Origin of the sequence: Streptomyces rishiriensis, from assembly GCF_003112535.1 — a bacterium.
GTDB classification, from domain to species: domain Bacteria; phylum Actinomycetota; class Actinomycetes; order Streptomycetales; family Streptomycetaceae; genus Streptomyces; species Streptomyces rishiriensis.
In genome coordinates this window covers 181,911-201,492 of the sequence record NZ_BEWA01000010.1, presented here as the reverse complement: position 1 = coordinate 201,492, position 19,582 = coordinate 181,911, and the positions used below count along the sequence as shown (strand labels likewise).

Sequence of the window (19,582 nt, the reverse complement as noted above, 5' to 3'; positions counted from 1 at the left end):
CTTCCTGGGTGGCCGTGGCACACCCAGGATTCACACGGCCTTCCCGGAACCGGCCCGGCGGCGCAGCCTCGCATCATGACTGACGCGATCATCATCGGTGGCGGATCCGGCATGGGTTTTGCCCTGGCCCGCACTCTGCTCGCTGAGAACATGAATGTGACGATCGTCGGCCGATCCGCGGGCCGGCTAGCGACGGCCCGGGCGGAACTGGAACGCCCCGGTCACGGGAAGATCACCACGATCACGGCCGACATGGGGCGGGAGGAGGACGTGGCCGAACTGTTCGCACAGGTGGAGCGCGTGGAGCACGTGGCGGTCACCGCTGCGGACGCGACCGGTGTGTACGGGCGGACCGCCGACGTAGCCACCGCGACCGCACGGGCCATCGTCGAAACCAAGCTGCTCGGTGCCTGGCTGGTCGGCAAACACGCGACCGGACGAGTCACCGGCTCGATCACCTATACCTCGGGCATCAACGCCTACCGGCCGAACGGGTCGAACACCATCATGGCGGCGGCCAACGGCGCGCTCGCGTCACTGGCGTACGGGCTGGCGATCGAACTGGCCCCCGTGCGAGTGAACGTCATCTCCCCCGGCTGGGTGGACACCCCCATCTGGGACCAACTCGGCATGGACAAACAAGCAGCCTTCGCCGAGCTGGCCGCACGACTCCCGGCACGCCGCGTCGGCACCCCTGACGACATCGCCCAGGCATTTTTGTCGGTGATGCGCAACGGATTCATCACCGGGACCGTCCTGCACATCGATGGAGGACACCGCCTCACCTGATCCGGTACCGAGGCGCCCGGCGCCAGCGCCCCTCATCCGACCAGGCCGGTAGTGGTCGCGGCCTGGCGGCGGGCGAATACGCGGACGCAGGCCTGCCGGCGGGCGCGACGGCGCCTTCCAGGCACTGGACAAGGTCGGCGCGGGGCCGGCGGATCTGGCCCTCGATGTAGCGCTCGACGGTGCGCCGCGAAATACCGGGAGCGTCGGCAGCCCTGTCCTGATCGAGGGCGCAGCTGCGCGCTCGCTACTCGGGGTGGCGGACCGCCCTCTTCACTTCGAGCTCCACGCCGGCCCGCATCACACCCTGCTCTCTCGCGTGTACGGCGACTGCGCCCTGCACGTCTTGGGCGAGGTCGCGCCATACCTGCCATGCGGCCTCGTAAGCGGCCGGATCGCCTTTGATGCGTAGGGCTTGCGCGGTCGCGTGCGCCTGGTCGGCGCCGCGTTGCTTCTCCACGAGTTCTTCGAAGGTGTGTGCCACATACGGACCCTAAGCCGTGCACGACTGGGCCCCTCCCCGCGACGTGCGCATCAGCCTCCGAGAACACCAGATAGACCAGAAGTCGGCGTTCCGTAGTGGGTGGGATTCCCTGCAAGGTCATCTGCGCCCCCCGCAGGAGGCCCGGGGCACGATCGTGTCCGCGACCGGGCCCGGTAAGACGATGACCACTTGTCGCGTGCCCGGTGGAGGGAGTGCTTCCCCGGCGGCCGGATCCTCGTGACCGCACCGACCCTGGACCTGCGCGTGCAGACCGCCCACGCGCGGCGGGCGGTGGGCGGTGGGCCACCGCTCCCCCATGGTCGCGATGTGCTCGCTGAACGAACTCGGGGTGCGCACCACGACCGGACACCCGCCTGGACACCCCGCTCGTGGTGCTGGAGAACGGCATCGACGCCGAGACCGAGCGGGTCACCGGCGACTCCCGGGAGGGCGCGCGCAAGGCCACGGAGCATCTGCTGGGCCCGCCACCTGACTGTCTGGCACATCGCGGGCCCCAGCGGCTGGAGCTCCGCCGACCACCGGCTGTCGAGCTGGCGGTCGACTCTGGAAGCGGTCGGCGCCCCGGTCCCCGAGCCGCTGTTCGGCGACCGCGCGAGCAGCGGCGCGGCGCCCGGCCGTTGAACACGGCCCTTCACGCGGGCACCGCGAGTCCCTCGTTCAGAACCTCGCCGATGAGGGCGATGCCCTCGTCGATCTCGTGGGCGGCGCCCGCCGCGTAACCGAGGACCAGACCGGGTGCTCCGGGGCAGATCCGGTGCCAGGACAGCGGGTGCGCCTTGACGCCCCGGGCGAGCGCGGCCGCGGCGAGGTCGGTGTCGCGGATGCCGGTCCCCGTCTCGTCGAAGGTGACCATGAGGTGCAAGCCCGCGGCGGCCCCGTGCACGCGGGCGCCGGGCAGATGTGTCTCGACGGCCCGCAGCATGGCGTCCCGGCGTCTGCGGTGGCGCAGCCGGACATGGCGCAGATGCCGTTCCAACTCGCCGGAGTCCATCAGCCGTGCGAGGACCAGCTGGGTGAGGATGCCGTTGCCGAGGTCGGCGTAGCGCTTGGCCGTCACGACGGCGTCCAGCCGGTCCGGCGGGACGAGCAGCCAGCCCACCCGGAGCGCGGGCGCGAGCAGTTTGGAGACACTGCCCGCGTAGCAGACGCCGTCGGACATCAGCGAGCGCAGGGCCGGCACCGGCGGCCGGTCGTAGCGGTGCTCGGCGTCGTAGTCGTCCTCGATCACCACCCCGCCCTCGGCCGCCCAGTTCAGCAGCTCGCGCCGGCGTTCCCCGTCGAGGACGACGCCGGTGGGGAACTGGTGGGCCGGGGTCGACAGCACCGCCTTGGCACCGCTGGCGCGCAGCGCGCCGACGTCGAGGCCGCCCGCGTCCACAGGGACGGGGACGACGGTGTGGCCGCTGTACTCCAACTGCTGGCGGGCGCCCAGGGATCCGGGGTCCTCGACGGCGACACGGCGGATGCCGTCGGCCCGCAGGAGCTGCCCGAGCAGGGCGAAGGCCTGTGCCACACCGGCGACGATCACGACCTCGTCCGGGTCGGCGCGGATGCCGCGGTTGCGGGCCAGCCAGCCGACGACGGCCCGCCGCAGGGCGGGGGCGCCCCGGGGATCGCCGTAACCGAAGTCGGCCGGGGTGACGCCCGCGAGGACGGCTCGCTCGGCGCGCAGCCAGGCGGTGCGGGGGAAGGCGGCGAGGTCGGGCAGGCCCGGGGAGAGGTCGATGCGGCACGAGAGGGCGCGCAGGGCGTCGACGACTCCCTCGCGGACCGCCGATCCGAAGAGCGGGTGACCGGGTTCGGACGCGGCTCGGGTGGGGGCGCCGGGTGCGGGGCCGGGAAGGCCGTGCGTGTGCTCGGCCGGTGCCGGGCCGGAGAGGTTGTGGGGATCGCCGGGGTGTGCGGGACCGTTCGCGGTGTGGATGCGGCCCCGGGGCTCGGCGGGTGCCGCCACGACGACCGTGCCGAGCCGGCCGCGGCCGGCGATCTGGCCCGACTCGGCGAGCCGTCGGTAGGCCTCGGTGACCACGCCTCTGGTGACGCGCAGCTCTTCGGCGAGGACGCGGCTGGCGGGCAGCCGGGTGCCGACGGGCAGCCTGCCGTCGGCGATGGCGGACCGCAGGCTGTCGGCGAGCCAGGCGGTACGGCCGCCGGGCGGCGCCTGACCGATGTCCAGTTGGAGGAAGTCCGAGCCGATGCCCGGCTGCGGCTCTTTGGACCCCTGTGACGGTGGGGTTGTGGACCTGCCCATGACGTCCATTGTGCGGGCAGGGTGGACGGCATGGACACCCCCTCCCCCTCGTTCGCCCGGCTCGTCCCCGGCATGGTCGGGATGACACTCGTCGGCAGCAGCGTCACCGTCTCGCACACCCTCGTGGGCGCCCCGCTGTTCAGTACCCAGGCCGTCCGATATGTGGCCGCGACCGCGATCCTCGTGGTCATGGCCCGGCTCGCCGGTACCCGTCTGGTGTGGCCGCGCGGACGGGAGTGGCTGTGGCTGGTGGGGCTCGCCGTCACCGGACTGGTGCTGTTCAACGTGGCCGTGGTCCGTGGCGTCGCACATGCGGAGCCCGCGGTGATCGCCGTCGCGGTGGCGTGCGTCCCCCTGCTGCTCGGGGTGATCGGCCCACTGCTGGAGCGGCGCAGGCCCAGCCGGCAGGTCCTGCTGGCGGCGCCCGTGGTGATGGCGGGCGCGGTGCTGGTGGAGGGGACGGGCCGGACCGACGCGGTCGGGGTGGCCTGGGCGGCGCTGGCCCTGGGCTGCGAGGCGGCGTTCACGCTGCTGGCGGTGCCGGTGCTGGGACGGCACACCCCGTGGGGCGTGTCCGTGCACGCGACCTGGCTGGGCGGAGTGCTGCTGGCCGTCCTCGGCATGATGTGGGAAGGGCCTTCGGCCGTGCGGGGGCTGACCGGGGTCCAGTGGGCGGCCGTCGGCTTTCTGACGCTGCTGGTGACGGCAGTCGCGTTCGTCCTGTGGTACTCGACGGTCCGTTCCGTCGGGGCCGGACGGGCCGGGCTGCTCACCGGCATCGCACCTCTGGCGGCCGCGGTCGTCGGCGCCGTCTCGGGAACGGGTGTGCCGGGGCCGTCGGTCTGGCTGGGCATCGCCGTGGTGATCACCGGCCTGGTGGTCGGCCTGCGGCCACGAGTGCTGCCCGCCGCGGAGAGAACCCCTGTCGGTCCTGTGGTGGGTTGAGCCCGTGTCGGGTCACCACTGGGTGACGAGCGGCGTGTCCGGACCGTGCTGCCGCCAAGCTGCGGTCAGGCGGGCGAGGCGGGTGGGGGCGGCGATGCCGCGCACGGTTGCGATCCTGCCGCCTGTGAGGTCGAACGTCACGGCGCCGATGACCTGGTCGCCGATGACGAAGATGATGGCGGGGACGCCGTTGACGAGCTCGTAGTGGATGGCGGGCGTGCCGCCTGCAAGTCGCCGTTTCACGGGTGTGGGTGTGAAACCAGCCCGTGCGATGGCGGCGATGCGCTGCGGAGTGTCGTATCGCAGCAGCGTCTGGGCAGCGCCGGCGCCGTTGGAGTCGGCGATCGCGGTCGCATCGTCGGTGAGCAGCGCCACCAGTCGTTCGGTGCGGCCTGAGGAGGCAGCGTCGAGGAATTCCTCGACGATCCTGCGGGCGGATACCGGGCCAAGCGCAGCCGTATCCCTGTGCTCACAAAGACGTCGGCGAGCTGTGGAGCCTCGATCTCCTGGCCGGCCGCGAGCTGGTGCAGCCGCAGCCGCTGGACGAAGTGGAGCTCTTCCGAGCCTCCCCTCCCTCCCCTCCCAGAGGCCGGCGCCGGGGCGCCCCAGGGGCCGCTTCCGGGGGGTGTCTCAAGCCCCGGAAGCCGGGACGTCGGAGAAGCGGGGCGTCTACCCGGCAGCAGCTACAGCCTCCGGGCTACGACGAGTGGCTGTCGATCGCCTCGGACTTCACCGCGGAGGCAGTCGCCGACGACCCCCACTTGTCCGACGAGGCGATCGACCTCATGAGGCGTCTCGCGCGCCTGCGACCCCAGCACGCCGGTGCGGTGGCCCAAGCAGGCCGCCGCGCTCGACATCGCCCTGGATACGGGCTCGCTCCCTCTCAGTCCCGGAGGCAAGGGGGTGACCCTCGTTCCTCTCCACGAAGTGGCGGCTGCTCTGGGCGCTGGCACAACCGGCGACCTGCGGAGCAGCTTCCACCAGCTTCATTCCATTGGCGTCTTGCTGGTCGACGCGTTGGGCAATGTCCCACTGGTTCGGATCGTCACCCAGCGTCCGCAGCGTCCCCGGGGGGGCCGTGGATCTTCAGTCACCCTTCGGGTCTCTGACCGGCTCGGATCACCGCTCCGCCCGAATGGTCTTCACCGTAAGCACCGGGTTGAGGGGCTCCACCAGTTCCTTGGTGGCGACGGCCACCTGGTGGGCGGGTGCATCACCCTCCAGCAACGCGCCCACGTACTCGAGGGCTTCCGCGGGCGAGAGCACAGGCAGCCTCTGGCGCAATGTCCGCACAGCATGCATCCGTCCGCGCTGAACGGCGACTCCGCGGAGCGCATCGTGTAGATCGTCCACTGCAGTACGCACCGGCAGCCCACGTATCCGAGCCCGGTAGTCGGCCTCCCACTCCCCGGTCACCGCGGAGACGACGCCGATCTGGTGCAGTCCCCCGTCGACGCGGTCGACCAGATACGGCCCATTGCCAATCAGCGCGTACTTCGAGTTCCGAGTGCGTACGAAGTCCTCGGACTGCCAGGAGACGATCCACACCAGCTCGTGCTCCTTGACACGGACCACAGCCATCCGCACCGCCTCCGCGCTCACAGCCCGCCACTGCCGATATTCGCGCTCCAGTTGCTCTTCGACAGCCCGAACGGCGGCTTCTCGCTCGATCACGCGTGGAGCATCCCGTACAGGCCCCTCCACCTACCAGCGAATTCGCCCGGCGCAGCGCCATGCACGAGGGGCCTGACGGACCCTTACCACAGTCCGGTCGACGGTCTCGATATGACAGTCGTTATAGGCCCGTGCACCCTGAAGGCCGTTCATGACGACTGTCATAGGAGAATGCCATGACGATCATTACCGTGAACACGCCGACCGGGCGCCTGAGCCTGGAGCGGCGCCGCAAGCTGGCCGAGACACTGACGGACGCGGTCCTCGTGCCCGAGGTGGGGCAGTTCGCTCCGCCCGCGCGGGTCGGCTTCCAGGTGCACTTCGTCGAGCGCCAGCCGGACATGATGGCGATCGGCGGGCGGCTGCTCGCGGACCTCGGCCCGGAGGCCGACGTCATGGTGATCGACGTGGCGGTGATGGACGGGGACTGGCGCCAGGAGGTCAGGACCGAGGTCATCGAGCGCCTGCTGGCGGCGCCGGCCGACGCCTGCGGCCTCGAAAAGCCGTCGCCGACCTGGTGGGTCAACTTCCGCGTCATCGACGAGGGCAGCTGGGGCTCCAGCGGCGGCGTACTGTCCGTCCTCCCGCTCCTCGACAACGGGCGTGTTCACCGAGGAGAAGGCCACGGCCGTCCGCGCCCACCTCGGCGCGTGATCCAGGCATGTGCGTCCACCTGCGTCAGGCCGGGTGGGCGCATAACTGTTCCTAACAAAGCCGTTGGACGTGGCGGTGGGTGATCATGATGGCGATTCTTGAAAACGAACGGAGTTGCTCCTCGCCTCACTTCGGAGAATCTTGAAGTGTGTGGGGAGAGTGGGGAGCGAAGATCGTGAGTGGCCCTGCTTCGGAAGCAGTTCGTGGGCTCTTCGTTCTAGTGTGTCGCGGTGAACACCAACGCTCTCGTCGGTAGTGAGGTCCGCCTCGTCCCGTTATCCACCGACCATGCCGAAGATCTCTTCCCTGCTGCATCCGACCCCGAGGTATGGCGGTGGATGCCACGGCCTCGTCCTGAGTCTGTGGTGCAGATGCGCGAGATGCTGAGCCAGATGCTCGCGGACCCGGCTCGGCGGTGCTTCGCGGTGCAACGTTGTGACGACGACACAGTGATCGGTTCGACCAGCCTGTATGACATTGACCTGGACGAGAGCCGCGCCGAAGTCGGCGCGACCTGGTTCGATCGATCTTGTTGGGGAGGCCCATACAACGCTGAGAGCAAGCTGTTGCTGTTCAGTCATGCCTTCGATGACCTGCGCCTCGCCAGGCTCGCTCTACGCACTGACAATCTGAATGTCCGTTCCCAGCACGCTCTGGCCCGTCTGGGCCTGGTCTATGAAGGGACCCTGCGCAGCCATATGCTGCGCCAGGACGGCACCCGCCGCGACTCGCTGTATTACAGCCTGCTCGCAGACGAGTGGCCCACCGTCCGCGAAACGCTGCGCACCAGGATCGCCGCCAAGACGACCGCTTGATCCGGGGCGCTGAGTTCATTCGTCGATGGCAAAGCCACTGGGCTCGCCGGCCGTCAGGCCGGCGAGCCCAGTGATCAGTGACGGTCGGGTGGCAGGGTCACGGTGTCCTTCGCAGCGGAACGATGTCGGGGCTGGTGGTAGGGACGGAAGGGCGGGCGGCTTCGGGGGTCGCGAGAAGCGCGACGATGGTGACCGGCTGCTGGCAGTGGGGACAGTTGCGGGTCGCGGTCGGTTCCAGCGGGTCACGTTCCGCGGCCACTTGCTGACGCGCGAGGGGTCGGCTGAGAGGTTTGGAGGGCGGAGGCAACTCGGGCCATGACGGCAGAGAAGTGGTCTCACCGAGACGACGTGCGCGGTCTTCGTCTCTTGCCTGGTCGCGGCGGCGCTCGGCGTCTTTGCGGCAGGCCGGGGAACAGTAGATCTGGCGGGTGGTTTCAGGGCCTCGAAGGAGCCGTTGCAGACCAGGCAGACGCGCCGATCCCGGATGTCGTCGCTGGTGCGGCCATCGCTGCGGCACTCTTCCGAGCAGTAGGTCCGGCGGCGGGCGACCGTCGTGGTGAACTCGTTCTCGCAGACCGGACAAGTCTGGCGGGCCGGTTTGCTGTTGCGGTTGGCCACCTTGCAGGTGGGTGAGCAGAAGACCTGTCGGCTGAAGGGGTAGGTGACGGTGAAGACGGTCTCGCAGACCGGGCAGCGACGTGCCATCTCGGGTTCGGCCTCGGTGGTGTCGGGGGTTTGGTCAGGAGACACGGGCGTTCACCCCGGCTCGGATGGTTTCGGCCTGCCTCTGGTGGCCGCGGAGCCGGTAGGAGGGGCCGTCGATGCCGGCGACTGCGGCCCGGTGCAGGAGCCGGTCGAGCATCGCGGCGGCGACCGTGGCGTCGCCGAAAGCGGTAGCCCAGTCGGCGATACCGACATTGGTCGTCAGGATGGTGCTTGATTTCAGATACCGCTGGTTGATCACCTGGAACAGTGCGGATGCGCCGTCCTCGGGCAGCGGGAGGTAGCCCAGTTCATCGATGATCAGAAGTTTCGGGCCGGCGAAGAAGTTCATGCAGGTCTTCCACCGGCCCTCCAGCGCGGCCTTGTGGCAGCGGGCGGCCAGGTCGGCCGCGGTGGTGAAGTAGACGCGATTGCCCGCTTCGACCGCCGCTCGTCCCAGGGCGACGGACAGCATCGTCTTGCCCACCCCGGGCGGCCCCACGAACAGGACGTTGGAGGCGTCGTCGAGGAAGCGGAGGGTGGCCAGGTCGCGGATGAGTTTCTCGTCGACGCCGGGCTGGGCCGCGAAGTCGAAATCGGACAGGGTCCACGGCTCGGGCAGGCAGGCGAAGCGTTCCCGGGCCGCGAGCCGGCGGGCCTCGGTGGCCTCGACCTCGATCTCCAGCAGCCGCTCCAGCGCCGCGGTCAGCGACATCCGCTCGGTGCGGGCCTGGTCCAGCACCCAGTTCAGGGCCTCGGCGGCATCGTTGAGCTTGAGATAGGACAGGTGGCCCCGCAGCTGCTGGAAGCGGCGTGCTTCGCTCACCGGCATCGGTGACGTACTCAATCCGCTTTCTCCTCCTCGGAGTTGGGGGCGGTCCGCAGCCGGTCGGCCACGGCGGCATAGTGGGACAGGTCGATCACGACCCGTTCGGCCGGATCACCGGCGGCGGCCCGGCCGCGAAGACGTTCGGCTTCCGCGAGCGCGGCCTCCGAGGGCGGGCGGCGGACCTTGGTCTTGCACGGAGCCCGGTCGGTGAAGGCGGCCAGCACCGTCCGTTCCAGCGCGATCACGTGCCCGGCGTCCCGGACGGTCTGGCCCGCGCCATCGACGGCCCGCCGGTGCCGGGCGATCACCGCGCGGCCGGCGGTGACGATGTCTGCGGCGCCGCGTACTTCCTCACCACGAATCTGGCTGGACTGCGGCCAAAATGGCGCGAGATGGACCGTACGCGTGGGCGCGACGTCCTGAAGCCTCACTCCAAGGAAGACGCCTCACAAGACAGCGCGAACGTAGCGCCATGATCCTCCCGGGGGGAGGGTGCATCGATCTTCGAGTGCGCCTCGATATACCTCGCGTTCCCCGCCGAGGTGTTCTCCGCCCGGAAGTAGCTCTGATCAACCTGGACCAGGCGGCCCCGGGTGAGTTCCGAGACGTCCGGCTTGATGGCCGGAATCATCCCGACGTGGCACGCCTCGGATAGCAACACCGTCGGCACCCGGGCTCAACGCAGCCTTGTTTCCCCCTGGCCAAAGGCATAGAAGCACCTCCCCACCGGAGAGGAAGCGCGGCAGTCAGGATGGCGGGACTTGGTCGAAGAGGGCGAGAGTTTCGGCGGGGGCCGGGCTCACGAGGCGTTTCAGACCGGCCGTCGTGATCTTCGCCCACCTGCCGCCCGTGCCCACATCTGTTCCGCGAAGACGCGGACGGTCTCGTCCCCATTCTCAGGGCCGGTGGCGATGGACTCCGCGAACTCGGCGCCTTCCAGCATCGCCAGGTTCGCGCCCGCCCCCAACGGGGGAATCAGATGGGCGGCATCACCCAGTAGCGTCACCCCGGAGACGTGGGTCAACGGCGGCGTCAGCCGTCCCGGCGCAGGCCCGCCATGAAACGCGGCTCGCGGACCTGCGCCCAGCCAGAGCCACCGAACGGGTGGCCTCCACGGGGCGCGAGTGAGCCCTGTTCCGCGGGCGCCGCCGAGAGGTCCTCCGCTGTGCCGGACGCCTCCGATCACGCCGCGTCCCTACCGACATCACCGCCCGGCGAAGTGTCCCTCGGCCCCGGCCGGGGAGCACCCGCTCCCCTGCGCTGCGGCGACGGCTTCCACGACGGCGCCGCGCCGCGCCGTCGGATCCGCCGGCGAGGGCATCGCGTGTAGCCCGCCAGTCTGTCCGCGCGGACCTTCCCCGACCGGTCGGAGCGCGCAGATCATGGGAGCTTTACGGAAAGAACACGAGTGAGCAGGTAAGCATGCGCGCGCACGACGCCCATACGGAACACGACGCGGCGACGCGGCCCGCGATCGCTGCGCGGAGCCGGAAGCCGCACTTCTCCGCGGCCTCGCCGGCCTCAGTCGCCCCGCTGTCGATCGCGTCGATCCAGCGCAGCGCCGGGAACGCCGCCGCCGTGCAACTCGTCGCCCAGCAGCGGCATGCGCACGGTCCTGGCTGCGGCCACGGCGAGGAGACCACCGACATCCAGCGCTCGACGGTCCCGGACGTCCTGCGCAGCCCGGGGAAGCCGCTGGACGGCGAGGTCCGTGCCGACATGGAGGCACGACTGGGGGCGGACTTCTCCGATGTGCGCGTCCATGACGACGGGGCCGCCCAGCGCTCCGCGGCGGAGGTCGGCGCGCGAGCCTACACCTCGGGCAGCCATGTCGTCATCGGCCGGGACGGGGCGGACCGGCACACGCTGGCCCACGAGTTGACCCACGTCATCCAGCAACGCTCCGGTCCCGTGGCGGGCACCTACAACGGCAGCGGACTGCGCGTCAGCGACCCCTCCGACCGTTTCGAGCGCGCCGCCGAGGCCAACGCGGTACGCGCGCTGTCGGGTCCCGCGCCGGTGCAGCGGGCCGGCGTGGTCCAGCAGCTGCCGGCGGGCGGGCGCGGCGAAAGCGGCGCGGCGGTGCAGCGGATGCCGAAGGACAGCGGCAAGAAGCGGGCCGGCAAGAAGTCCAAGGGCAAGACCGTCGCCGAGGCCCTCAAAAGCGAGTTGGAAAGCCTCGGCTGGATCGCGCACGGAGCCAGTCAGAGTCTGACCATCCACAAGCCGATCCGGGCGGAAAACCCGTCCGAGAGGTCGAAGGCGGAGAACCTCAAGGGCACCGCGGCGGCGCGGATCTACGGCGACTCGGCCAACCTCAAGGAGCCGCGATCGTACGCGGAGGAGGAGCGCAGCCGTCAGAGCACGCGCTGGGTCACGACCCTCGCCCTCAACTACCTGAACAGCCGCGGCAAGGCTCCCGAAGAGGTGCAGGCGACCATCCACGCAGCGCAGTTGCACATCTCGTCGAACAAGAACGCGGCCAACGACGCCCTGCGCGCGCTCGCCGAGAAGACGCAGACCGGTACCGCCTTCCTCAACGCGCTGATCGACGACAACTCCTCCGAGTCCCTGGACGGCCGGAGCGAGCGGCACCGGGACAAGGCGGGCAGCCGGCTCACGGGCAAGAAGGAGATGTCCGACGGCTACCAGGCGATCATCGGGGCCCTGTCCGCGAAGGTCGAGGTGCCCACGCAGGTGGACAAGGAACAGGACGGCCTGCACGCGGAACGGCGTCTGGCCCAGGCACTGCCCCGGGGTGCCGTCACCCCTGACACGACCGTGGGCACCAAACGCCCCTGCGTCGCCTGTTACATCTCCCTCTACCAGGGCACCGGCGTCTCCCCCGGCCCCTACTGGCCGAGCAAGGCAGCCAACGTCGGCATGGCCAACTACTCGCTGGAGAAGGCCGACATGCTCGCCCTGCAGATCGACACAGCGGTCACCCAGGCCGGCGGCACCTTCGCCTCCCTCGAACTGCTCTGCGCCGACCACGAGGAGAACATCGCCAACGGAGTCCACTGGGGCTACAACACCGACTCCGACTCGGACGCCAGCGGCGACGACGCGATGGACACGTCCGGAGCCTGACCGATCGGCGGCGCCCGTCCGCCCCCGTGGCCCACGGTCGAAAAAGCGCCTGGCAGCTCAGTCGATGACTGGACTGCGGCGTTCGATCAGGACCACGTCGCGCCACCGGCCGTTGTGCTGACCGATGCGCTCGCGGGTCCCGATGACCCGGAAGCCGGCCCGCTGATGCAAGGTGAGGCTGGCCATGTTCTCGGGGAAGACGCCGGACTGGATCGTCCAGATGCCCGCCGCCTCGGTGGAGGAGATCAGAGCGGTCAGCAGGGCAAGTCCGACACCGCGGCAGCGTGCCTCGGGATGGACGTAGACGGAGTGCTCGACCACCCCGGCGTACGCGCACCGGTCGGACACCGGCACCACCGCTGCCCAGCCCAGGACCTGGCCGTCGTCGTCCAACGCGACGAAGCGGTGGTCGGGCAGCTTGGCCGCGTCGAAGGCTTCCCAGGTCGGCACGGTGGTCTCGAAAGTGGCGTTCTGCTGGTCGATGCCGAGCTGGTAGATCTCCAGGACGGCCTCGGCGTGCTCGGGCCGCATCACCGTGACGCGGGCGCCGGTGGCCGTGCTCACGACGTCACCTCGATGCCGAGCTCGGCGAGCAGGCCGCGGATGCGCCGCTCGATCTCGTCGCGGATCGGCCGGACGGCCTCGACTCCCTGTCCGGCGGGATCGTCCAGCTTCCAGTCCAGGTACCGCTTGCCGGGGAAGTACGGGCAGGCGTCCCCGCAGCCCATCGTGATGACCACGTCCGAGGCCTGGACCGCCTCGGCAGTGAGGACCTTCGGTATCTGCGCGGAGATGTCGATGCCCACCTCCTTCATGGCCTTCACCACGGCGGTGTTCACGGCGTCGGCGGGGGCGGAGCCGGCCGAGCGGACCTGGACCTGGTCTCCGGCGAGATGGGTGAGGAAGGCGGAGGCCATCTGGGAGCGGCCGGCGTTGTGCACGCAGACGAACAGCACGGACGGGGCGGCAGAAGTGCTCATGAGACAACGGCGCTTTCTTCAGCAGGTCGGGCGGGGGCGGCGAGGTGCTGCTCGCGGTGCGGGACGACGACCTCGTCCCCGGTTGCAGGCGCCGGACGCCCGAAGGTGACGGCGACCAGCACCAGGCCCACGCCGGCACCGGCCAGCTGGGCGGCGAAGAACGGGGCCACGGACGCGGGAGCGATGCCGGCGAAGGTGTCGGTGAAAGCCCGCCCGATCGTCACCGCCGGGTTGGCGAAGCCGGTGGAGGAGGTGAACCAGTAGGCGGCACCGATGTAGGAGGCGACCGCCACCGGCGCAAGGTGCGCCCGGCCCGCCCGGGCCAGCCCGAAGATCAGCCACACCAGTCCCGCGGTGGCGACCACTTCGCCCAGCCACAGATGTCCGGCGGACCGGTCGTGCGTCGACCATTGCACCAGCGGCCGGGCGAACATGGCGTCGGCGAGGACCGCGCCGCCGATGGCCCCGGCGATCTGCGCGGGCACGTACGCGGCCACCTCCCGCAGGCTGGGACCGTCGGCTGTACGGCGGCCAGTGAACCAGGCGGCGAGCGTCACGACGGGGTTGAAGTGCGCCCCGGACACGGAGCCGAGCAGGGCGATGAGCACGCCCAGGCCGAAGACGGTCGCCAGGGAGTTGGCCAGCAGCTGCAGGCCGGCATCGCGGGTCAGCTCAGTCGCCTGAATCCCGGATCCGACCACCACGGCCACCAGCGCCGCCGTCCCGACGGCTTCGGCCGCCGCCCGCCGTGTCAGCGGCACCGGGGCATTCACGCGGACGCCTTCGCGGGCACGGCAGGGGTCTGCAACAGGGCGGACAGCTTGGCCAGGGCCTCGGGGAGGACCCAGTAGTACACCCAGGTCCCCCGCCGCTCGGAGCCGACCAGACCGGCCTCGCGCAGCACCTTCAGGTGGTGGGAGATGGTCGGCTGGGAGACGTCGAACGGGCCGATCAGGTCGCACACGCACGCCTCCCCGCCCTCGTGGGAGGCGATCAGGGACAGCAGCCGAAGCCGGATGGGGTCCGACAGCGCCTTGAACATCCGCGACAGCTCGATGGCGTCCACTTCACCCAGCGGCTGACGGACCATCGGGGCGCAGCATGTCACGTCCGGACCGAGCAGCGGCAGATCAGCTTGTTTCGACATGACTCTATGTTGACGTCTGTCTATCCAGGTGGCAAGCTCGGCTGTATCGACAAGCGTCGATACAGCACGCCTGTGATGGGAGACCGCCATGTCCCGAGTCCAGCTCGCCCTGCGCGTCGCCGACCTGGAAGGCTCGGTCGCCTTCTACTCCAAGCTGTTCGGCACCGAGCCCGCCAAGCGGCGCGAGGGCTACGCCAACTTCGCCGTCACCGAGCCCCCGTTGAAGCTTGTGCTCATCGAGGGCGAGGCCGGAGAGGAGACCCGCCTGGACCACCTCGGTGTCGAGGTCGCCAGCGCCGAGGAGGTCACCGCTGCCACGACCCAGCTCAAGGAAGCGGGCCTGGCCACGTTCGAGGAGAACGACACCGCCTGCTGCTACGCCCTGCAGGACAAGGTGTGGGTGACCGGCCCGGGCAAGGAGCCGTGGGAGGTCTACGTGGTCAAGGCCGACGCCGACACCCTGGAGAAGACCGGCATCGCCCCGGACGCCTGCTGCGGCACCATCGCCTGCTGCACTCCCAAGGAGCAGGCCCTCAGCCCCTCCCGGACCCCGGCCGAGGCCAAGGCGGCCGCCGGGTGCGCTTGCGCTAGCGCTAGCTAGCTGACCGGCCACCTCCCGGGCGGCGTCTGCGCAGGCAGCACGCGCACGACCGTCAGGCGGTCGGCAAGCAGCCCGCGCAGGAGACCTCTGCATCGGCACCCACTGGATCCGCTTCAACAGGGAAGACGACTTGTCCAAGGGGTGTCCGGACGCAAGCGGCGTGCGCGTCGCGGACCCGGGCGACGAGCACCGTCGCGGAGCGCCGGACGTCGTCCATCGCCTCGCGCAGCCCGGCCGTCACCTCCCGGGCGTGCGCTGCAGTGAGCGGCGGCCGCGCCGGTTCGGCGACGCCGTCCTGTTCGTGGTCGTGCTCGGCCATGTCTCCGTCGTCCTCCGCTTCGGCGGCTCCGGCCAGGGCGCACCGAGGCGCGGCTGCGAGTCGCCCGGCCTTCCCCTACCACGACGGCAGGGCGTCGGAGCGCGGACATCCTTCGTCTGTCACCAGCCCGGCGTGGGTTGCACCCGGTCCGGACCGTGCACTTCGCACACCGCGCCTGTCCAGTGGGATCGTTCCCCCACGGCGGACGGGTGGGGATCGCTACGGTGGTGAGAGCCGGCGCGGCGTCGCCGCTCGGCCGGCCGTACAGGTCTCGCGGGTCCTACACATCCTCTCGCAGGTCTCGCAGGTCTCGCAGGTCCCGTAAGGTCACACGGGTTCCGCGGGTGCGGTCGGCCCGGCCGGTCCCGGCCGACGAGGAGGCACATGACGAGGGAGGCGCTCCCCCACTGGATCGTGCTGCTCGACATCGAGGACTTCGGTTCGCGGCCCGACGCCGTCCGCTCACGACTGCGTGAAGCCATGCACAGCATGGCCGGGTCCGCGCTCACGCACGCCGGGCTCGACCCGGACCGATGCCCGCGACAGGACCGCGGGGACGGCCTGCTGATCCTGATCCCCGGCTCGGTCTCCCCGGGCCGGCTGTTGCAGCCGTTCGTCTCGAGCCTCGACATCGATCTTCGGACGCACCTGGAGACGCACAACGCCAGTCACCGCATGAGACTGCGGGTCGGGATCAGCCGGGGACTCGTGGCGGTCGAGGGTTCGCAGTGGACGGGCGGGGTCGTCGAGAACCTTGCCGAGCTGGTGGAGGCCGCCGCCGTGACCGGGGTGTTCGCCCGGGCGATCCGCGCCCGGCTGATGCTGGTGGTCCCGGACGACCTCTACGGCTCGTTGGTGGTCCAGGACCGCTCTCGCGGCCTCGACCCCGCGGCCTTCGGTCCCAGGGACTACGTCACCAAGCAGGGCCGCACGCTTCGGGGTTGGGTCACACTGCCCGGATACCCCAGGCCGCCGGAGCCCTTCCCGGAGGAGGCGGCGCAGGACACGGACGAGCCGCGCGTCACGGACTTGGTCGAGGCCGACCACGACGACCACGACGACCACGACGACCACGACGACCACGGGACGATTCTCCTCGAACGGCCGTCGGACGGAGTCCACGCCCCCTCGGGCCACACCCCGCCCGGGCCGGAACACGATCCGGACGACGACTGGCCACGACAGACTCCGGAGCGGTAGCGCGTGGGGGACATCGCCAAAGGCGTGCTCACAGGCGGATGGGCGGTGCTCGTGGGGTGGATCCTGCCCACCGCGCTGAACCTCGCCGTGTTCGCGTTCGCCGTCGCCCCGAGCCTGCACCGGCCGGCGGTCCTCGTGCGCCTGTGGCCGGCCTCCGGCGGCCACACCGCGCTTCTGCTGCTGGTGACGGCCGTCCTGCTCGGGCTGGTTCTGAACGCTCTGCAGACTCCCCTCTACCGCTTCCTGGAGGGGTACGCGCTGTGGCCGACGGCCGCCTACGAACGAGGTTGCCGTAGGCAGCGCGCCCGGCGGCAGAGGACGACCGACCGCCTCGCCGACCCCTCGCTCGCCTCGCCCATCAGGCGGGCCCTTCTCAGAGAGAGGCTCGGCCGCTACCCGGTGAGCGACCAGCAGATCACACCGACCCGGCTCGGGAACGCCATCCGCAGGTTCGAGGAGTACGGATACGACCGGTACCGGCTCGACACCCAGGTGCTGTGGAACGAGCTGACGAGCGTCGCGCCGGAACCGGCCGGCAAGCAGGTGGTGGCGGCCCGTACGAACGTCGACTTCTTCGTGGCCCTCCTCTATGGACACGCGGCGGTGGCGCTCGCCGCGTACGCGTCGCTGAGCAGCGCCCAGGCCGACCGTCCGGTGCTCGTCCTCTCCGGCGCCTGTCTGCTCGCCCTCACGCCGGTCTGGTACCACGCGGCGGTGGCCGCCACCGACGAGTGGGCCGCAGCCGTGCGCGCTCTGGTCAACCTGGGACGCAAGCCTCTCGCCGAGGGACTCGGCCTCGCCCTCCCGAAACACCTGGAGGACGAGCGGCGCATGTGGCAACTGGTCACCCGGATGTCCAAACGCCCCTATGCACCGGCGGCCGACGAGGCGTTCGAGCCCTACCGGCTCGATCCCGGCCGACCGGCAGGCGGACCGCAACCTCCCGGCTGCTGACACCGCTTCACGAGCCGGCGTCCGAGCGTCGGCCGCCGGGCGCGCGGCCGGCCCCGGCGAGCGTCCGCGTGATCCGTGTCGTCCTACGTGCCCCCGGCCTTCGCCGCATCCCGTGGGAAGGCGTTGTTCCCGACGCCGTGAGAGGGCCGACGCGACGCGCGTCGGCCGCCGCCCGTCGACGTCGGACGGGCGGCGGCCCGGCAGGAGATGGTCACAGGGCGGGACACCCTTTTCGGCGCCCCGCCGCCGGGACACCTCAGTCCACGTACCACTTGCCGCACTTGGTGACGCCGTCGATCTCCGCACAGGCGCGCGCGGCGAAGTCGGAGTTGAAGACGGACTGCGTACGGCTGCCGGTGTAGGGGCCGCACATCTTCCAGCCATCGCTCTTCGCCCGCTGATCGCTGACGATGCCCTTGAAGTCGGGGAAGGAGTGGAAGCTGCGGTCGACCCACAGCCGGTCGCCGGCCTGGCGACCGGACTTGATCTCCGCGCGGCTGTAGCGGTCGAGCGCCGACTCGTTCTGCAACTCGACGCGGCGGCCGTGGAAGTCGAACGAGGCTCCGGACTCGACGGCCCGGAAGCGGCCGATGACGGCGATGCCGTCGCAGTCGTCCTCGGTGGCCGAGGCCGCCGAGGCGGGCACGAAGACAACGGCGCCACTGCTGATCAGCACGGCCGAGGCCGCGATGACGCGACCCATACGGGGCTTCTTCACAGGGTTCCTTTTCGGGTGACATGTACGGTGGGGAGTCGACGCGCCGCCGGGGGCGAGACCTCGCCGAACGAAGCTCGACGTCATCTGGGTCGCGCCCGGCGGCGTATCGCGTTGCCGGTCGAACACTGCGCCACGGACCTTGCGGAAACCTTGCGACCCGTCGCGACGTGGGCGGCCGACTCATCGGCCGCACGTCCTCGGGGCCGGGCCGGAGCGACTGACCGCCGGGCGGCCGCCCCGATGCTGCGCGGAACGTCCATGACCTGCCCGAAAGCTGGGCGAGATCATCGAACCGGTGACCTGGCCGCCCAGATCCTCACCGGCCTACTGAGCGCGGCGGGCTCCACGGAGTTCGAGGTGGAGTTCGGGATCGATCTCGCCGCGGAGGCGGGCGCGGTGACACCAAGAGCACGGTGGGCACGCACGCCCCGGGGCGGCCGAGACCCTCCACCTGCCCTGGATCCGCTCCCGCCCCCTGCCCGGGTGCCGTGCCTGGACCGGCACCCCGGCGAACGAGACGCTCTGGCAGGCCTGGACGCCGACGCCGAGCCGGCCAGCCGCACCACCCTTCCTGCCCACGTCACGTGCAGCGCCGTGGTGATCGACCGACACCGGCGGGTCCTGCACGTCCGCCACAAGGCGAGCGGAGGACTGCTGCTCGCCACCGGCGGGCACGTTGAAGCTGACGACGACACTCTCCTGACCGCGGCCCTGCGCGAGGTCAAGGAGGAGGCCGGGATCCCAGCCTCGGCTCTCGTCCTTCGACCTGATCGACCAGATGCCCCCGCCGCCGGTCCTTGAGCTGGACGGCAAGCACGGCACCAGGCAGCTCGCGCGGCTTCAGCTGGACGAAGACGAGATCCGCGCCTGCATGGACAGCGACACCCGTGCCGCCCGCATCCGAGTCCCGTCCACCCTCGCCGTACGGAAGTTCACCCACCTGTGGCGCGCGGACGAGATCGCTCGCGCCCTCCGGCCCGTCTTCACCCCGCCGACCGAAGAGGCCGCGCTCGAGAACGAGACCGCTGCCTTGAAGTGCGTCTACGTGGTCATCGAGAAACCCCAACCACCCTGGGGTGCCCTCGCGTGGTCGCAGCAGAAACCCCAGCCGGCGCGCGGCTGGGGCTTCTCAGGGTGGTGCGTTTCGGTCAGCGGGTGGAGTCGCCCGCGTAGTAGACGGCTCGTCTACGCGTCGGCGGACCGCACCGCGTCGGGGTCACCGTTGATGGGGTGGGTCAGCGCTGCAGGGTGAGCAGGCCCGGACGGTAGGGCAGCAGCGCGTAGGAGGTGGTGTCCCCCGGGGGCGGCGGGGTCCTGCCCTGGTAGAGGAGCTGCAGGTTGCAGGCGTCGACGGTCATGGTCTGGTCGGGGTTGTTGCGGACCAGGTCTCCGTGGCTGATGTCACCTGCCCT

The 19,582-nt window shown here is 70.6% G+C and carries 22 protein-coding genes and 5 pseudogenes; 12 read left to right on the top strand and 15 right to left on the bottom strand.

From position 1 onward, the window contains the following. The first annotated feature begins 75 nt into the window (after positions 1-75). The gene (locus tag Sri02f_RS18535; protein ID WP_109002411.1) at positions 76-789 is read left to right on the top strand and encodes an SDR family oxidoreductase; all 714 of its coding nucleotides are present in this window, start codon (positions 76-78) and stop codon (positions 787-789) included. Between the two features lie 244 nt (positions 790-1,033). On the opposite strand, the gene Sri02f_RS18530 is transcribed toward Sri02f_RS18535, so the two are convergent. Then, positions 1,034-1,270 carry a hypothetical protein gene (locus tag Sri02f_RS18530; RefSeq protein WP_109002410.1) on the bottom strand — a complete coding sequence of 79 codons (237 nt, stop codon included), beginning with the start codon at positions 1,268-1,270 and terminating at the stop codon, positions 1,034-1,036. A gap of 43 nt (positions 1,271-1,313) precedes the next feature. On the opposite strand from Sri02f_RS18530, the pseudogene Sri02f_RS42905 reads away from it, so the two are divergent. Beyond that, positions 1,314-1,634 (top strand): annotated as a pseudogene (locus Sri02f_RS42905) (DEAD/DEAH box helicase family protein); the annotation flags it as partial. Positions 1,635-1,922: 288 nt separating this feature from the next. On the opposite strand, the gene pdxR reads toward Sri02f_RS42905, so the two are convergent. Beyond that, on the bottom strand, positions 1,923-3,551 hold the full coding sequence (gene pdxR / locus Sri02f_RS18520; protein WP_109002409.1) for a MocR-like pyridoxine biosynthesis transcription factor PdxR: 1,629 nt from the start codon (positions 3,549-3,551) through the stop codon (positions 1,923-1,925). A 21-nt stretch (positions 3,552-3,572) separates the two neighbouring features. Between pdxR and Sri02f_RS18515 the strand changes: the two genes are divergently transcribed. Further along, entirely contained in the window at positions 3,573-4,487 is a 915-nt protein-coding gene (locus tag Sri02f_RS18515; protein ID WP_109002437.1) for a DMT family transporter, read from the top strand. Positions 4,488-4,499: 12 nt separating this feature from the next. Here Sri02f_RS18515 and Sri02f_RS18510 read toward each other — a convergent pair. Both Sri02f_RS18510 and Sri02f_RS18500 read right to left on the bottom strand, forming a co-directional pair. Then, positions 4,500-4,976: pseudogene (locus tag Sri02f_RS18510) on the bottom strand (sigma-70 family RNA polymerase sigma factor family protein); the annotation flags it as partial. A 630-nt stretch (positions 4,977-5,606) separates the two neighbouring features. Next, positions 5,607-6,161 (bottom strand): YrhB domain-containing protein, encoded by a 555-nt coding sequence (locus tag Sri02f_RS18500; protein ID WP_109002408.1) that lies wholly within the window; start codon positions 6,159-6,161, stop codon positions 5,607-5,609. 176 nt (positions 6,162-6,337) lie between these two features. Here Sri02f_RS18500 and Sri02f_RS18495 point away from each other — a divergent pair, with 176 nt between their 5' ends. Both Sri02f_RS18495 and Sri02f_RS18490 read left to right on the top strand, forming a co-directional pair. Further along, positions 6,338-6,898, top strand: coding sequence for a tautomerase family protein (locus tag Sri02f_RS18495; RefSeq protein WP_245970675.1), 561 nt, complete (start codon positions 6,338-6,340; stop codon positions 6,896-6,898). 147 nt (positions 6,899-7,045) lie between these two features. Next, positions 7,046-7,630, top strand: coding sequence for a GNAT family N-acetyltransferase (locus Sri02f_RS18490; RefSeq protein WP_109002407.1), 585 nt, complete (start codon positions 7,046-7,048; stop codon positions 7,628-7,630). Positions 7,631-8,369: 739 nt separating this feature from the next. Here the strand turns inward: Sri02f_RS18490 and istB are convergent. Next, positions 8,370-9,179 (bottom strand): IS21-like element helper ATPase IstB, encoded by an 810-nt coding sequence (istB, locus tag Sri02f_RS18485; RefSeq protein ID WP_245970674.1) that lies wholly within the window; start codon positions 9,177-9,179, stop codon positions 8,370-8,372. Further along, the gene (locus tag Sri02f_RS44105) at positions 9,176-9,406 is read right to left on the bottom strand and encodes a hypothetical protein (protein ID WP_245970673.1); all 231 of its coding nucleotides are present in this window, start codon (positions 9,404-9,406) and stop codon (positions 9,176-9,178) included. The genes istB and Sri02f_RS44105 overlap by 4 nt, the downstream gene beginning before the upstream one ends. Before the next feature lie 87 nt (positions 9,407-9,493). Between Sri02f_RS44105 and Sri02f_RS44100 the strand changes: the two are divergent. Further along, positions 9,494-9,637, top strand: a pseudogene (locus Sri02f_RS44100) (MFS transporter); the annotation flags it as partial. Here Sri02f_RS44100 and Sri02f_RS44095 read toward each other — a convergent pair. Together Sri02f_RS44095 and Sri02f_RS42885 are read right to left on the bottom strand one after the other, a co-directional pair. Continuing rightward, entirely contained in the window at positions 9,589-9,822 is a 234-nt protein-coding gene (locus tag Sri02f_RS44095; protein WP_359445005.1) for a Tn3 family transposase, read from the bottom strand. The pseudogene Sri02f_RS44100 and the gene Sri02f_RS44095 sit on opposite strands and share 49 nt — an antisense overlap. Positions 9,823-9,907: 85 nt before the next feature. Then, positions 9,908-10,182, bottom strand: a pseudogene (locus Sri02f_RS42885) (FAD-dependent monooxygenase); the annotation flags it as partial. A gap of 401 nt (positions 10,183-10,583) precedes the next feature. On the opposite strand from Sri02f_RS42885, the gene Sri02f_RS18460 reads away from it, so the two are divergent. Then, the gene (locus Sri02f_RS18460; protein ID WP_109002404.1) at positions 10,584-12,251 is read left to right on the top strand and encodes an eCIS core domain-containing protein; all 1,668 of its coding nucleotides are present in this window, start codon (positions 10,584-10,586) and stop codon (positions 12,249-12,251) included. Between the two features lie 57 nt (positions 12,252-12,308). Here the strand turns inward: Sri02f_RS18460 and Sri02f_RS18455 are convergent, their stop codons facing one another. The 4 genes from Sri02f_RS18455 to Sri02f_RS18440 are packed head-to-tail and all read right to left on the bottom strand — an operon-like array spanning position 12,309 to position 14,378. Beyond that, a complete protein-coding gene (locus Sri02f_RS18455) occupies positions 12,309-12,782 on the bottom strand; it encodes a GNAT family N-acetyltransferase (RefSeq protein WP_109002435.1) in 474 nt (157 codons plus the stop codon). Positions 12,783-12,811: 29 nt separating this feature from the next. Further along, positions 12,812-13,231, bottom strand: a complete 420-nt coding sequence (locus Sri02f_RS18450; protein ID WP_069766920.1) for an arsenate reductase ArsC — start codon at positions 13,229-13,231, stop codon at positions 12,812-12,814. After that, positions 13,228-14,004: an aquaporin gene (locus Sri02f_RS18445; protein WP_174855665.1), complete on the bottom strand. Its 777-nt coding sequence runs from the start codon at positions 14,002-14,004 to the stop codon at positions 13,228-13,230. The genes Sri02f_RS18450 and Sri02f_RS18445 overlap by 4 nt, the downstream gene beginning before the upstream one ends. Then, complete coding sequence (locus Sri02f_RS18440) at positions 14,001-14,378, bottom strand: ArsR/SmtB family transcription factor (protein WP_167467571.1); 378 nt, start codon at positions 14,376-14,378, stop codon at positions 14,001-14,003. Before Sri02f_RS18440 ends, Sri02f_RS18445 begins: the two co-directional genes overlap by 4 nt. A gap of 88 nt (positions 14,379-14,466) precedes the next feature. On the opposite strand from Sri02f_RS18440, the gene Sri02f_RS18435 reads away from it, so the two are divergent. Next, positions 14,467-14,979: an ArsI/CadI family heavy metal resistance metalloenzyme gene (locus tag Sri02f_RS18435; protein ID WP_109002402.1), complete on the top strand. Its 513-nt coding sequence runs from the start codon at positions 14,467-14,469 to the stop codon at positions 14,977-14,979. A gap of 52 nt (positions 14,980-15,031) precedes the next feature. On the opposite strand, the gene Sri02f_RS41240 is transcribed toward Sri02f_RS18435, so the two are convergent. Then, a complete protein-coding gene (locus tag Sri02f_RS41240) occupies positions 15,032-15,298 on the bottom strand; it encodes a hypothetical protein (RefSeq protein ID WP_159106733.1) in 267 nt (88 codons plus the stop codon). A 384-nt stretch (positions 15,299-15,682) separates the two neighbouring features. Here Sri02f_RS41240 and Sri02f_RS18425 point away from each other — a divergent pair, with 384 nt between their 5' ends. Both Sri02f_RS18425 and Sri02f_RS18420 read left to right on the top strand, forming a co-directional pair. Further along, positions 15,683-16,498: a nucleotidyl cyclase domain-containing protein gene (locus Sri02f_RS18425; RefSeq protein WP_109002401.1), complete on the top strand. Its 816-nt coding sequence runs from the start codon at positions 15,683-15,685 to the stop codon at positions 16,496-16,498. Between the two features lie 3 nt (positions 16,499-16,501). Next, entirely contained in the window at positions 16,502-17,452 is a 951-nt protein-coding gene (locus tag Sri02f_RS18420) for a hypothetical protein (RefSeq protein ID WP_109002400.1), read from the top strand. 256 nt (positions 17,453-17,708) lie between these two features. Here Sri02f_RS18420 and Sri02f_RS18415 read toward each other — a convergent pair whose 3' ends face one another. After that, positions 17,709-18,155: a hypothetical protein gene (locus Sri02f_RS18415; protein ID WP_109002399.1), complete on the bottom strand. Its 447-nt coding sequence runs from the start codon at positions 18,153-18,155 to the stop codon at positions 17,709-17,711. 255 nt (positions 18,156-18,410) lie between these two features. Between Sri02f_RS18415 and Sri02f_RS42880 the strand changes: the two genes are divergently transcribed. Together Sri02f_RS42880 and Sri02f_RS42065 are read left to right on the top strand one after the other, a co-directional pair. Beyond that, positions 18,411-18,971, top strand: coding sequence for an NUDIX domain-containing protein (locus Sri02f_RS42880; RefSeq protein WP_307721043.1), 561 nt, complete (start codon positions 18,411-18,413; stop codon positions 18,969-18,971). Further along, a complete protein-coding gene (locus tag Sri02f_RS42065) occupies positions 18,949-19,422 on the top strand; it encodes a hypothetical protein (RefSeq protein ID WP_174855664.1) in 474 nt (157 codons plus the stop codon). The genes Sri02f_RS42880 and Sri02f_RS42065 overlap by 23 nt, the downstream gene beginning before the upstream one ends. Here the strand turns inward: Sri02f_RS42065 and Sri02f_RS18400 are convergent. Further along, positions 19,406-19,573, bottom strand: a pseudogene (locus tag Sri02f_RS18400) (non-reducing end alpha-L-arabinofuranosidase family hydrolase); the annotation flags it as partial. The gene Sri02f_RS42065 and the pseudogene Sri02f_RS18400 sit on opposite strands and share 17 nt — an antisense overlap. Between the last annotated feature and the right edge of the window lie 9 nt (positions 19,574-19,582).

Excerpts from the sequence above, each read along its gene's own strand:
- pdxR (WP_109002409.1), bottom strand. The coding sequence starts at position 3,551 with ATGGACGTCATGGGCAGGTCCACAACCCCACCGTCACAGGGGTCCAAA.
- Sri02f_RS18460 (WP_109002404.1), top strand. The coding sequence starts at position 10,584 with ATGCGCGCGCACGACGCCCATACGGAACACGACGCGGCGACGCGGCCC.
- Sri02f_RS18450 (WP_069766920.1), bottom strand. The coding sequence starts at position 13,231 with ATGAGCACTTCTGCCGCCCCGTCCGTGCTGTTCGTCTGCGTGCACAAC.
- Sri02f_RS18435 (WP_109002402.1), top strand. The coding sequence starts at position 14,467 with ATGTCCCGAGTCCAGCTCGCCCTGCGCGTCGCCGACCTGGAAGGCTCG.
- Sri02f_RS18425 (WP_109002401.1), top strand. The coding sequence starts at position 15,683 with ATGACGAGGGAGGCGCTCCCCCACTGGATCGTGCTGCTCGACATCGAG.
- Sri02f_RS18455 (WP_109002435.1), bottom strand. The coding sequence starts at position 12,782 with ATGCGGCCCGAGCACGCCGAGGCCGTCCTGGAGATCTACCAGCTCGGC.
- Sri02f_RS42065 (WP_174855664.1), top strand. The coding sequence starts at position 18,949 with ATGCCCCCGCCGCCGGTCCTTGAGCTGGACGGCAAGCACGGCACCAGG.
- Sri02f_RS41240 (WP_159106733.1), bottom strand. The coding sequence starts at position 15,298 with ATGGCCGAGCACGACCACGAACAGGACGGCGTCGCCGAACCGGCGCGG.
- Sri02f_RS18535 (WP_109002411.1), top strand. The coding sequence starts at position 76 with ATGACTGACGCGATCATCATCGGTGGCGGATCCGGCATGGGTTTTGCC.
- Sri02f_RS18440 (WP_167467571.1), bottom strand. The coding sequence starts at position 14,378 with ATGTCGAAACAAGCTGATCTGCCGCTGCTCGGTCCGGACGTGACATGC.
- Sri02f_RS18415 (WP_109002399.1), bottom strand. The coding sequence starts at position 18,155 with ATGGGTCGCGTCATCGCGGCCTCGGCCGTGCTGATCAGCAGTGGCGCC.
- Sri02f_RS18515 (WP_109002437.1), top strand. The coding sequence starts at position 3,573 with ATGGACACCCCCTCCCCCTCGTTCGCCCGGCTCGTCCCCGGCATGGTC.
- Sri02f_RS42880 (WP_307721043.1), top strand. The coding sequence starts at position 18,411 with ATGCTGCGCGGAACGTCCATGACCTGCCCGAAAGCTGGGCGAGATCAT.
- Sri02f_RS18495 (WP_245970675.1), top strand. The coding sequence starts at position 6,338 with ATGACGATCATTACCGTGAACACGCCGACCGGGCGCCTGAGCCTGGAG.